Annotated in this window: 12 protein-coding genes and 2 tRNA genes; 8 read left to right on the forward strand and 6 right to left on the reverse strand. The window is 64.6% G+C overall.

What is annotated here, in order from left to right; translation table 11 throughout:
* Positions 1 to 12: 12 nt before the first annotated feature.
* From tolA to ABC383_RS11160, 6 genes are all read left to right on the forward strand, one after another.
* Positions 13 to 1089, forward strand: coding sequence for a cell envelope integrity protein TolA (gene tolA / locus ABC383_RS11135; protein ID WP_413013951.1), 1077 nt, complete (start codon positions 13 to 15; stop codon positions 1087 to 1089).
* A gap of 3 nt (positions 1090 to 1092) precedes the next feature.
* Complete coding sequence (tolB, locus tag ABC383_RS11140; RefSeq protein ID WP_413013953.1) at positions 1093 to 2370, forward strand: Tol-Pal system beta propeller repeat protein TolB; 1278 nt, start codon at positions 1093 to 1095, stop codon at positions 2368 to 2370.
* Positions 2371 to 2398: 28 nt separating this feature from the next.
* Positions 2399 to 2929, forward strand: a complete 531-nt coding sequence (pal, locus tag ABC383_RS11145) for a peptidoglycan-associated lipoprotein Pal (protein WP_413013955.1) — start codon at positions 2399 to 2401, stop codon at positions 2927 to 2929.
* Positions 2930 to 2934: 5 nt separating this feature from the next.
* Positions 2935 to 3684, forward strand: coding sequence for a tol-pal system protein YbgF (gene ybgF / locus ABC383_RS11150; RefSeq protein WP_413013956.1), 750 nt, complete (start codon positions 2935 to 2937; stop codon positions 3682 to 3684).
* A gap of 86 nt (positions 3685 to 3770) precedes the next feature.
* Positions 3771 to 3846, forward strand: a tRNA-Lys gene (locus ABC383_RS11155).
* A 119-nt stretch (positions 3847 to 3965) separates the two neighbouring features.
* Positions 3966 to 4041 (forward strand) — tRNA-Lys (locus ABC383_RS11160).
* 940 nt (positions 4042 to 4981) lie between these two features.
* On the opposite strand, the gene cydB is transcribed toward ABC383_RS11160, so the two are convergent.
* From cydB to ABC383_RS11175, 3 genes are all read right to left on the reverse strand, one after another.
* A complete protein-coding gene (gene cydB / locus ABC383_RS11165; RefSeq protein ID WP_413013958.1) occupies positions 4982 to 5995 on the reverse strand; it encodes a cytochrome d ubiquinol oxidase subunit II in 1014 nt (337 codons plus the stop codon).
* A complete protein-coding gene (locus ABC383_RS11170; RefSeq protein ID WP_413013960.1) occupies positions 5992 to 7389 on the reverse strand; it encodes a cytochrome ubiquinol oxidase subunit I in 1398 nt (465 codons plus the stop codon). The genes cydB and ABC383_RS11170 overlap by 4 nt, the downstream gene beginning before the upstream one ends.
* Positions 7390 to 7515: 126 nt before the next feature.
* Positions 7516 to 7668, reverse strand: a complete 153-nt coding sequence (locus ABC383_RS11175; RefSeq protein WP_413013962.1) for a hypothetical protein — start codon at positions 7666 to 7668, stop codon at positions 7516 to 7518.
* A gap of 50 nt (positions 7669 to 7718) precedes the next feature.
* On the opposite strand from ABC383_RS11175, the gene ABC383_RS11180 reads away from it, so the two are divergent.
* Positions 7719 to 8951 carry a PEP-CTERM sorting domain-containing protein gene (locus tag ABC383_RS11180; RefSeq protein ID WP_413013964.1) on the forward strand — a complete coding sequence of 411 codons (1233 nt, stop codon included), beginning with the start codon at positions 7719 to 7721 and terminating at the stop codon, positions 8949 to 8951.
* 102 nt (positions 8952 to 9053) lie between these two features.
* The gene (locus ABC383_RS11185) at positions 9054 to 9254 is read left to right on the forward strand and encodes a heavy-metal-associated domain-containing protein (RefSeq protein ID WP_413013966.1); all 201 of its coding nucleotides are present in this window, start codon (positions 9054 to 9056) and stop codon (positions 9252 to 9254) included.
* Between the two features lie 90 nt (positions 9255 to 9344).
* Here ABC383_RS11185 and aspS read toward each other — a convergent pair whose 3' ends face one another.
* From aspS to ABC383_RS11200, 3 genes are read right to left on the reverse strand one after another with little or no spacing between them, the layout of a single operon-like run.
* Positions 9345 to 11144 carry an aspartate--tRNA ligase gene (gene aspS, locus ABC383_RS11190; protein WP_413016307.1) on the reverse strand — a complete coding sequence of 600 codons (1800 nt, stop codon included), beginning with the start codon at positions 11142 to 11144 and terminating at the stop codon, positions 9345 to 9347.
* Between the two features lie 11 nt (positions 11145 to 11155).
* A complete protein-coding gene (locus ABC383_RS11195) occupies positions 11156 to 11827 on the reverse strand; it encodes a DUF502 domain-containing protein (RefSeq protein ID WP_413013968.1) in 672 nt (223 codons plus the stop codon).
* A 39-nt stretch (positions 11828 to 11866) separates the two neighbouring features.
* Positions 11867 to 12160: an FmdB family zinc ribbon protein gene (locus tag ABC383_RS11200; protein ID WP_413016309.1), complete on the reverse strand. Its 294-nt coding sequence runs from the start codon at positions 12158 to 12160 to the stop codon at positions 11867 to 11869.
* Between the last annotated feature and the right edge of the window lie 5 nt (positions 12161 to 12165).

Genomic DNA, 12165 nt, shown 5'->3' on the forward strand with positions numbered 1-12165 from the left:
GTCAACACGTCCATGAACGACAAGGCAACGCCCTATACCATCCCCAAGGAACCCGGCGGCGGCCGCGCATTCGCGCTGGCGGTGCTGGTGCATCTGGCGCTGGTGGCGCTGTTATGGATAGGCGTGCGCTGGCAAAACGAGACGCCGGTGGCGGTCGAGGCGGAGATCTGGAACCCGCAGGCACAGCAGGCCGCGCCCAAGCCGCAACCGGAGCCGGAACCCGAACAGCCGCCACCGCCGCCGCCGCAACCGGCGCCGCGCGTGGCGGAAGCGCCCAAGCCGACGCCGGCGCCGGCGGTTGAAAAGCCGGTGGAGAAACCGGTGCCGAATCCCGACATCGCGCTGGAACAGGAAAGGAAGAAGCGTCTCGAGAAAGAGCGCCGCCTGGAAGAGGAGCGCGAGGAACGCGAGGAACAGAAGAAGCTGGCGCTGAAGAAGGAAAAGGAACAGGAGCAGGCCCGCAAGAAGGAACTGGCCAAGGCCGAAGCCGAAAAGGAAAAGCGCCTGGAAGCGGAAAAGGAACGCCGCGCCGAAGCCGAGCGCGAGCGCAAGCTGCAGGCCGAAGCCGAGAAGAAGCGCGCCGCCGAGGAAGAAAAGAAGCGCGTTGCCGAGGAAGAGAAGAAGCGCGAACTGGCTGAGGCCGAGAAGAAGCGCAAGCTGGCGGAAGCCGAGAAGAAGAAACGCGCCGAAGCCGCCGCGGAAGCGGCCGCGGCGGAACAGCGACGCCTGGAGGACCTATCGCGCATGACGGCGCAGGCCACCGGCTCCGGCGGCAGCGGCCAGGCAGCGAAATCGCAGGGCGCATCGCGGGCAGATGCCGGCTATGCGGCCAAGGTTGGCGGCAAGATCCGCTCCAACACCGTGTTCAATGTGCCGGACGAGCTGTCCAACAACCCGGCTGTCGAGTACTCGGTCGACCTGCTGCCGGACGGCTCGGTGCGCAGCATCCGCAAGATCAAGAGCTCGGGCGTGCCCGGCTTCGACGAGGCGGTCAAGCGCGCCATCGAGAAGTCGCAGCCCTTCCCGCCCGACAGTTCCGGACGTGCGCCGTCGGGCTTCACCGTCTCCCACAAACCGAAGGACCAGTAAGCCATGATCAAGAAATTACTCGTACACGCGGTCGCTGTGGCTGCCCTGCTCACCGGCGCGACGACCCAGGTGCACGCCCAGTTGCGGGTGGAAATCGCCGGTGTCGGCGCGCAGCAGATCCCGATCGCCGTGGCCGGTTTTGCTGATGAAGGCATCGCGCCGCAGCAGGTCAGCGCCATCATCAAGGCCGATCTCGAACGCAGCGGCATGTTCAAGGTGATGGATGCCGGCGTGATGTCGGATGCCGCCCAGATCAACTACGGCGAATGGAAGTCGCGCGGCGCCGAGGCGCTGGTGGTGGGCAGCGTGCAGCGCCTGGCCGACGGCCGCTTCGATGTGCGCTATCGCCTGCTCGACACCCTGAAGTCCAGCCAGCTGTCCGCGCTGGCCCTGGCCGCGCAGCCGCAGTTCACCCGCGTGACCGGCCACAAGATTGCCGACGACATCTATGAAAAGCTGGTCGGCGTGCGCGGCGCCTTCGCCACCCGGGTCGCCTATGTGACCAAGGTCGGCAATGAATACCGGCTGGAAGTGGCCGACGCCGACGGCGAAGGCGTGAACGTGGCGCTGCGCTCGAACGAGCCCATCATCTCGCCGGCCTGGTCGCCGGACGGCACCCGGGTTGCCTATGTGTCGTTTGAGAACAAGAAGCCGGTGGTCTACGTGCAGAACCTGGTGACCCGCCAGCGCACCGTGGTGGCCAACTTCAAGGGCAGCAACTCGGCGCCGTCCTGGTCGCCGGACGGCAGCAAGATCGCGATCGCGCTGGCGCGCAACGGCCTGACCCAGGTCTATACCGTCAATGCCGACGGCAGCAACCTGCAGCGCCTGACCAATACCGACGGCATCGACACCGAGCCGCAATTCTCGGCCGACGGCAAGTCGATCTATTTCACCAGCGACCGCAGCGGCGGTCCGCAGATCTACCGCATGCCTGCCACTGGCGGCAATGCGCAGCGGGTAACCTTCACCGGCAGTTACAACATCAGTCCGCGCATCTCGCCGGACGGCAAGTCGCTAGCCTATATCTCGCGCCGCGACGGCCGTTTCCAGCTGTATGTGCTGGACCTGTCCAACAACCAGGAACTGCGCCTGTCGGATACCACCAAGGATGAATCGCCCAGCTTCTCGCCCAACGGTAAATACATCATGTATGCCACCGAATCGGGCGGACGGCGCGGCACGCTGGCGGTGGTTTCGGTCGATGGCCGAATCAAGCAACGTGTTACCACCCAGGCAGGCGATATCCGGGAGCCCAACTGGGGCCCCTTCATGAATTAATCCGATCACCCAAACAGGAGAACTACCCATGCGCAGCCCAAAAATCCTCGCCCTCATGCTGACCAGCGCCATGCTGGTCGCAGCCTGCTCGTCGCCCGTCAAGCTCGACGACAAGGCCGCCGTTGAAGACCGCACCGGCAGCACCACCGGCCAAAACGCCGATCCGCGCAGCGTCGGCACCGTCAACGCCACCCGTTCCGGCATGGACCCGCTGAACGACCCGCAAGGCGTACTGGCCAAGCGCAGCATCTACTTCGACCTCGACAGCTACAGTGTCAAGGACGAGTTCAAGCCGGTGCTGGACGCCCACGCCCGCTACCTCAACGCCAACAAGTCGCGCCAGATCGTCATCCAGGGCAACACCGACGAGCGCGGTGGCCGCGAATACAACCTGGCGCTGGGCCAGAAGCGCGCCGAGGCCGTGCGTCGCGCACTGTCGCTGCTGGGCGTGCAGGAAAGCCAGATGGAAGCCGTTTCCTTCGGCAAGGAAAAGCCGAAGGCCCTGGGCAGCGACGAAGCCGCATGGGCTGAGAACCGCCGCGCCGACATCGCCTACTGATCGCCATGCGCACCCTGATCAGATCCGCACTGGCGCTGGCCGTGACCGCGGCCGCGCTGGCTTCGCCGCTGCAGGCGCATGCCGGCCTGTTTGACGACGATGAAGCACGTCGCGCCATCCTCGACATTCGCGCCCGCATCGACGCGGTCAATGCCCGCGTCGACGGCAAGGCCGACAAGACCACCAGTCTCGACCTGGCAAGCCAGAACGAACAGCTGCGCGGCGAGATCGCGCGGCTGCGTGGACAGATCGAGGTGCTCACCAACGAGCTGGCCAACGAGCAGCGGCGGCAGAAGGATTTCTACGCCGACCTCGACGGCCGGCTGCGCAAGCTCGAGCCGCAGCGCATGACGGTGGATGGCCGCGAGGTCGATGTGCAGCAGTCCGAGCAGCAGTCCTATGACGCCGCGCTGGCCCAGTTCAAGGGCGGCGACTACAAGGGCGCCGGCCAGTCCTTCTCCACCTTCCTGCGCAGCTATCCGCAGTCCGGCTATGCGGCATCGGCCCAGTACTGGCTGGGCAATGCGCTGTATGCCGAGCGCGACTACCGCGGCGCGATCGCGGCGCAGCAGGTGGTGGTAAGCCGTTACGCCGACAACCCGAAAGCGCCTGACGCGATGCTCAACATCGCCAGCTGCTACACCGAGTTGAAGGACAAGACGGCCGCCAAGAAGACGCTGGAAACCCTGATTGCGCAGTATCCCGACTCGAACGCGGCGCAAACCGCGCGCCAGCGTCTGGTCGCATTGAAATAGATGTGGCGGGAGCCTGACCGGCCAGCTGTTAAATCAGTGCAACGATTTGACAGTCCAGGGTCGGCTCCCTATAATGGCGGTCTTTCGGGTCGTTAGCTCAGCTGGTAGAGCAGCGGACTTTTAATCCGTTGGTCGCAGGTTCGAATCCCGCACGGCCTACCACGAATACCGCAGCATGTTGTATTCAAGGACTACCGCGAGGCAGTCCTTTTTTAATGCGGTGGTTCAGCATGAATGCAGCATCGTTGCATGCAGGTTTGAAGTTGCAGTAAGAAGTTTTTGGGTCGTTAGCTCAGCTGGTAGAGCAGCGGACTTTTAATCCGTTGGTCGCAGGTTCGAATCCCGCACGGCCTACCAAATACGAAGGGCTTGCATGGCAACATGCAAGCCCTTTTTGTATTGGGGCTGGCGGTTGTGACTGCTTTCCGGCGAGCGGTGGCTGTGACCGTTGCAGTTGCAGTTGCAGTTGCAGTTGCAGTTACAGTTGCCTTTGACGTGGCTATTGCCGTTGCTGTTGCCGTTGCAGTTAGGGTCCCCGTCTGTGTACCGCCGTGACGGCGATGCCCGGAGCGGGAAAAGGTGCGGCGTCTGTCTGAGCGCCGCGCAGCGGAGCGAGTTTAGCCGCGCCCCGCTCCGGGCATCGCCGGCGCGGGAACCCCGCGCAGCGGGGCGGCACAGTCGGGGTCGCCTTTTTTGGTTACTTTTTTGGCGGAGCAAAAAAGTGACTCGCCCGCCGGGGCGAACACCCGGCCTGGTCATGACGGCAGTGCAGTCGGCTTGTTTCACCCGGCGTAAAGACGTCACTGCGAAGCAGCAGTTGCTTTTGAAGTTTGAAGTTTGCCGACAAACGTCAAAAGCAAAGACGACAGTGCTGCCCGGGCGTTGCCGGGTGACGCAAGGCGGCTGCACTGCCGTGGAGACAAGCCGGGAGTCCGTCCCGGCGGCCGGGTCACTTTTTTGCTTCGCCAAAAAAGTAACCAAAAAAGGCGACCCGATGATCGCGCCCCCGCTGCGCGGGGGTTCCCGTGTCAGCGGTGCCCGGAGCGGGGCGCGGCTAAACTCGCCAAGCTAAAGCTTGGCTCAGACAGACGCCGCACCTTTTCCCGCTCCGGGCACCGCTGACACGGCGCGCTCAACGGGATTTCACTGCAACGGCAACGGCCACTTCAAAAGCAACGGCCACCGCCACCGCCACCGCCACCGTCACCGCCACCGCCACCGCCACCGCCACTTCAACTGTCGCTGCGCGTACGTCAAAAGCAACCGCATGCCTGCAACTTCATCGCCCATGCGCCCCTTAGTGATACCCCTCCCCCGGCTTCACCTTGCCCCGAAACAGCCAGAACACCAGCACCGTATAAACCAGAATCATCGGCATCAAAATCGATGCGCCAATCAGGTAGAACACCTGCGATGACGGATGCGACGCCGCCTGCCAGATCGTCATCGACGGCGGCACGATGTACGGCGCATTCGATGCCACCAAGCCGAGATAGGCCAGCAGGAACAGGCCAACCGAGGTGGCGAACGGCAGGATCGGACGGCCCTTTTTAATGCCGTAATAGCAGAGCCAGGCCACCAGCAGCGTGGCCACCGGGATCTGGCTCAGGAAGAAGATATTGGGCATGCTGAACCAGCGCTCGGCGATGCGCCCGATCTGCAGCGGCGTCCAGACGCTGACGATGGCGATGAAGGCCATCAGCGCCGCCAGCAGCGGCAAGGCCAGCTTGCGTGAGCGCTGCTCCACGCCATCGACGGTCTTCATCATCAGCCAGGTGGCGCCCAGCAGCGCATAGCCAACCACTACGGCCACGCCGCACATCAGGCTGAATGGCGTGAGCCAGTCCAGCGGGCCGCCGGCGAACTGGTTGCCGCTGATGCGGATCTCCTGCAGCAGCGCACCCAGGATCAGGCCCTGCGCGAAGGCAGAGACGATGGAGCCGACCGCGAACGAGATATCCCACTTGCGGTGATGCGGCTTGGCCACCCAGCGGAATTCGAAGGCCACGCCGCGGAAGATCAGCGCCAGCAGCAGAAACATCACCGGCATGTAGACCGCCGGCAGGATCACCGCGAAGGCCTTCGGGAAACCGGCCCACAGGCTCACGCCGCCCAGCACCAGCCAGGTCTCGTTGCCGTCCCAGAACGGCGCCACCGAGTTCATGATCTGGTCGCGCTCCTCTTCCGTGCTGAAGAAGGGAAAGAGGATGCCGATGCCAAGATCAAAGCCGTCCAGCACCACATACATTGCCACCGTGAAGCCCAGCAGCAGCGCCAGGATGACCGGAATAGTTTCGGATACGTCGCTCATGTGGCCGCCTCCCGGGTGGTTTCCTGCGCGGCCGACAGCGGCCGGTTGGGCAGCGCCTCCTGGTCGGCCGGAATCTGCTGAGGTCCCTTGCCGATCAGCCGGCTGATGTACCAGATGCCGATCGAAAACACGACGAAATAGACCAGCACGAACAGCACCAGCGAGACCATGACTGAGCCGAAGGTCACCGGCGACACTGCGTCGGCGGTGCGCAGGACGCCGTAGGCAATCCAGGGCTGGCGTCCGATCTCGGTCACCATCCATCCCGCCAGCAGGGCGATGAAGCCGATCGGCCAGGCATGCGACAGCGGCCGCAAAAACCAGCTTGCCAGGTGCAGGCGTTTGCGCCACCAGAGAAAGACGCCGATGAAGCCGATGGCCATCATCAGCAGCCCCAGCCCGACCATCAGCCGGAACATGAAGAACACCGGCGCCACCGGCGGCCTGTCTTCCCGCTTGAAGTCGCGCAGGCCCTTGAAGCGGCCATTCCAGTCATGGGTGATGATCAGGCTGCCCAGATTCGGTATCGCAATCTCCGCATGATTGCGCTCGGCCTCCTTGTCGGGCCAGGCGAACAGCACCAGGGCGGCCGGCTCGCTGCCGTCCCAGTGCGCCTCGATGGCGGCGATTTTGGCCGGCTGGTGCTTCAGGGTGTTCAAGCCATGGAAGTCGCCCACCACCGCCTGCAGCGGCGCCAGGACGGCCAGCATGCCCAGCCCCATGTGGACCATGGTGCGCGCCTCGACCTCGAAGCGCCCCTGCACCATGTAGCGCGCGCCGGCGGCCAGCACCACCAGCGAGGTGGTGAGGTAGGTCGCGATCATCATGTGGGTGAAGCGGTAGGGAAAGCTGGGATTGAAGATGATGTCGGACCAGTCGACCGGATAAGTAATGCCGTTTTCGATGGCGAAGCCGGCCGGCGTATGCATCCAGCTGTTGGCCGACAGGATCCAGAAGCCCGAGAGCATGGTGCCGAATGCCACGATCACCGATGCCAGCGTATGCAGGCAGGGCGGAAAGCGGTTCCAGCCGAACAGCATGATGCCAAGGAAGCTGGCCTCCAGAAAGAAGGCGGTCAGCACTTCATAGCTGAACAGCGGGCCCAGCGTGTTGCCGATGATTTCCGCAAAGCGGCTCCAGTTGGTGCCGATCTGGTATTCCATCACGATGCCCGACACCACGCCCATGGCGAACGAGACCGCGAAGATCTTGGTCCAGAACCGGGCCAGCGTATGGAAATGCTGCTTGCCGCTGTAGAACCAGCGCAGTTCCAGCGTGGCGATGAAGGCGGACAGGCCGATGGTAAAGGAGGGAAAGATGATGTGAAACGCGATCGTGAAGGCGAACTGCACCCGCGCAAGCAAGGTGGTATCGATGCCGGCCAGTGTTTCCATCGAGGACTCCGAATCCAGGCTCAGGGTGTGGGAAAGCCGCTCAGGGCGGGAACGGCGAGGCTGCTGCGCCTGCCGTCCGCCTGCGCTGCCTGGTGTGGCCGGAATCCGGAGATGAAGTTCCAGCCATCAGGTCACTTCTTTAGCCCGATCAAGCTCTGGCGCCGGCAACGGCAGCGCAAGACGGTCCGGTGTTGCGTCGAAGCCGCCATGGCGGGTGTGGATGCCCGACCTCTGATTTAGCGCAGAGTTGCCTGCGGTCTGGCTGAAATAGTCATCCATGCAATCACCGCGCAGCCAGCGCAACACGGTAACCGTCACACGGAGGAGTCATGCCCGTCATCAAGCAAACCATGCCGCCCGCCCTTGCTTCCCTGTTCCTGGGACTGGCAAGCCACACCGCCATTGCCGCCGGCCCCTATGTCCTGACCGATCTCGGCACGCTGGGCGGGCCGGTCAGCACCAGCTATGGGCTCAACAATGCGGGAACGGTCGTCGGCAGCAGCGACACCGCCAACGGCGCATCGCATGCAGCCGCCTGGCGCGGCGGTGCCCGGCGCGACCTCGGCACCCTGGGCGGCAGTTACAGCGTTGCTCACGACATCAACAATGCCGGCGTAATAGCCGGCTGGGCTGGCATGGCGGGCGACACGACCAGCCGGGCCACGCTGTGGCAGGGCGGCACGCCGACGCCGCTTGGCACCCTAGGCGGCAGCTATGCCGCGGCCTATGGCATCAACAACCGCAACCAGGCGGTGGGCATGAGCAGCATTGCCGGCGACACCGCCAGCCGGGCCACGCTCTGGAATGGCCAGCGCGCGCAGGACCTCGGCACCCTGGGCGGCACCTACGGCAGCGCCTACGACATCAATGACCGCGGCCGGGTGGTCGGCTACAGCAGCATCGCCGGCAACGCCGCCAACCATGCAACGCTGTGGGAAGGCGGCCGCGCGATCGATCTGGGCACCCTGGGCGGCAGCGGCAGCACCGCGCAGGCCGTCAATAACGCCGGCCTGGTGGCCGGCAGCAGCGACCTCGCCGGCGACCGGACGCAGCATGCGACGCTGTGGCGCAATGGCGCCATCACCGACCTCGGCGCACTGTCCAGCGATGGCATGAGCAGCGCGCTGGGCATCAATGCGCGTGGGCAGGTGGTCGGCTACAGCGGTTCGCCCTTTGGCGGCAGGCCGAATGCCACCCTGTGGGAGGATGGCCGCATCATCGACCTCAACACCCTCGTGCAAAGCAGCGACCCGAATTTCCTGCTGTACCAGGCCAGCGACATCAATGACCTCGGCCAGATCGCCGCCGTTGGCCTGACCGGCGACTTCCAGACCCATGCCTATCTGCTCACGCCGACATTCACCACGCGCAGCGCCGACGAGCTACTGGCGGCGACGCTGCTCGTCAAGGATGTGGCCGGCGAAGCCGCCGACATGCCGCCTTCCGACGTTTTCGCAGCCGATGCCGGCGCCGTTCCGGAACCGGCCAGCCTGAGCCTGCTTGCGATGGGCTTGCTGGCGCTGCTCGGCGGCCGGCGCCAGGTGCTGCGGCGCCAGGCATAGCGCGCAGCACGACGGTGGATGGCTTGCGCCGACTCCGACCCCGCCAGCGCGAGAAGGTTTAGAGTGGCTCCCTCGACATCACGAAAAGCGAAAGGAAGCACCATGCTGCAATACACCGTCAACGACATGAGCTGCCAGCATTGCGTCAAGGCCATCACCGAGGCGGTGACGCAGGCTGCGCCGGGCGCCAGGGTGGAAGTGGACCTGGAGCGTCACCTGGTGCGGGTGGACCAGGCCAGCGACGATGCCGCCGTCACCAATGCGATCCGCGAAGCGGGTTATACGCCGGTGGCGCAGCAGTAGCGCGACCGGGCCTGCGCAAACAAAAAGCCGGTCGGCTCGCGCCGACCGGCTTTTTTTATCGCGCCCGCCTGGGCGGACGCGGCAGCCGCGTCAGGCCTTGACCGACGGCTCGGCGTTGCGCAGGCGGATGTGCAGCTCGCGCAGCTGTTTCTCGTCGACTTCGGACGGCGCCTGGGTCAGCAGGCACTGGGCGCGCTGGGTCTTGGGGAAGGCGATCACGTCGCGGATCGATTCGGCGCCGGTCATCATGGTGACGATGCGGTCCAGGCCGAACGCCAGGCCGCCGTGCGGCGGCGCGCCGTATTGCAGCGCGTCCAGCAGGAAGCCGAACTTCAGCTGCGCTTCCTCGGCATTGATCTTCAGCGCGCGGAACACCTTGCTCTGCACGTCGGCGCGGTGGATACGCACCGAGCCGCCTCCCAGTTCCCAGCCGTTCAGCACCATGTCGTAGGCCTGCGCGATGGCGCGGCCCGGATCGGTTTCGATGAAGTCTTCGTGGCCTTCCTTGGGCGCGGTGAACGGGTGATGCAGCGCCACCCAGCGGTCGCCCTCCTCGTCATGCTCGAACATCGGGAAGTCGACCACCCACAGCGGACGCCAGGTGTCCTCGAACAGGCCGGCCTTGCGGCCGAAGTCGCTGTGGCCGATCTTCACGCGCAGCGCGCCGATGGCGTCGTTGACCACCTTGGCCTTGTCGGCGCCGAAGAAGATCAGGTCGCCGTCTTCGGCGCCGGTCTGCTCGATGATCTGGGCCAGCGCCGCGTCATGCAGGTTCTTGACGATCGGCGACTGCAGGCCATCGCGGCCCTTGGCCTTTTCATTGACCTTGATGTAGGCCAGGCCCTTGGCGCCGTAGATGCCGACGAACTGGGTGTAGGCGTCGATCTCGGAACGCGGCATCGCGCCGCCGCCCGGCACGCGCAGGCCGACCACGCGTCCGCCCTCCATGTTGGCGGCGCCCGAGAACACCTTGAAGTCCACGTCCTTCATCACCGCGGTCAGGTCGGTGAACTGCAGCTTGACGCGCATGTCGGGCTTGTCGGAGCCGTACAGCGCCATCGCGGTGGCGAAGTCCATCACCGGGAACGGGTTGGGCAGCTCGACATCCAGCGCGTTCTTGAACACCAGGCGGATCATGTTCTCGAACAGGTCACGGATGTCCTGTTCCTTCATGAACGAGGTTTCGCAGTCGATCTGGGTGAATTCCGGCTGGCGGTCGGCGCGCAGGTCCTCGTCGCGGAAGCACTTGGTGATCTGGTAATAGCGGTCGAAGTTGGCCACCATCAGCAGCTGCTTGAACAGCTGCGGCGACTGCGGCAGCGCAAAGAAGTGGCCGGGGTTCACGCGCGACGGCACCAGGTAGTCGCGCGCGCCTTCCGGCGTGGACTTGGTCAGCATCGGCGTCTCGATGTCGATGAAGCCGTTGGCGTCGAGGAATTTGCGCACTTCCATCGTCACCTTGTAGCGCAGGCGCAGGTTGTTCTGCATCTGCGGACGGCGCAGGTCGAGCACGCGGTGGGTCAGGCGGGTGGTTTCCGACAGGTTGTCGTCGTCGAGCTGGAACGGCGGCGTCACCGACGCGTTCAGCACTTCGAGTTCGTGGCACAGCACCTCGATCGCGCCCGACTTCAGGTTGGCGTTGCCGGTGCCCTCGGGGCGGCTGCGCACGATGCCGGTGATGCGCAGGCAGTACTCATTACGCACCGATTCGGCAGCCTTGAAGACCTCGGCGCGGTCCGGATCGCACACCACCTGCACCAGGCCCTCGCGGTCGCGCAGGTCGATGAAGATCACGCCGCCGTGGTCGCGCCGGCGATGCACCCAGCCGCACAGGCTCACGGTTTGGCCCAGCAACGCCTCGGTGGTGAGGCCGCAGTAATGAGTTCGCATAGAAGACATAGTCAGTTTCCAGTTTCAGTTTGCTTTGCTTGATGCCGGTCGGTCGCTTCAACCTTGGCCGGATCGATGATCAGTTTCTTTTCGAAGTGCTCGGGCGATACCACGCCCATGGACACGATGTATTTCAGCGCCTCGTCGACGTTCATGTCGAGCTCGATGGTGTCTGCCCGCGGCACCATCAGGAAGAACCCGGAGGTCGGGTTGGGCGTGGTCGGTATGTAGATGCTGACATAGTCGCCCTGCAGGTGATTGCGCACGTCGCCGCCCGGCACGCCGGTCAGGAAGGCGATGGTCCAGCTGCCCTGGCGCGGATACTGCACCAGGAGCGCCTTGCGAAAGGCATTGCCCGACGACGAGAACAGCGTGTCGGACACCTGCTTGACGCTGGAATAGATCGAGCGCACCACCGGAATCCGGGTCAGCAGCCCTTCCCAGGCCCAGACGATGCGCTTGCCGATGAAGTTGCGGGTGGCAAGGCCGGTCAGGAAGATGAACAGCAGCGTCAGGATGGTGCCAAGGCCGGGAATGTGGAACCCGACCACCGCTTCCGGCCGCCAGCGCTCCGGCAGCAGCAGCAGCGACTGGTCCATGGTGCTGATGATCAGGTTGAGCACCCAGATCGTGATGGCCAGGGGCACCAGGATCAAGAGGCCGGTGACGAAATATTTGCGCATGGAGGACGGCTCAGCGGGCGATTGCGCAGGCGGCACGCATCAGTCCGACGAGCCGCTGCTGGCGGCCGGCGCCGGCGCGGCGGGCGCCGGCTCGGATTTCGCTTCGCTCTTTGCCGGGCCGGACGTGGCCGGCGCGGCCGTGCCGCCCGAGCCGCCGCGGAAATCGGTCACGTACCAGCCCGAGCCCTTGAGCTGGAAACCGGCGGCAGTCACCTGCTTTTTAAACTCGGCCTTGCCGCATGAAGGGCATTGGGTCAGCGGGGCATCGGACATTTTCTGAAGAACATCCTTGGCAAAACCACACGCTTCACAGCGATATGCATAAATCGGCATGAAAA

Source organism: Noviherbaspirillum phoenicis, from assembly GCF_047237965.1.
Taxonomy (GTDB): Bacteria; Pseudomonadota; Gammaproteobacteria; order Burkholderiales; family Burkholderiaceae_D; genus Noviherbaspirillum_A.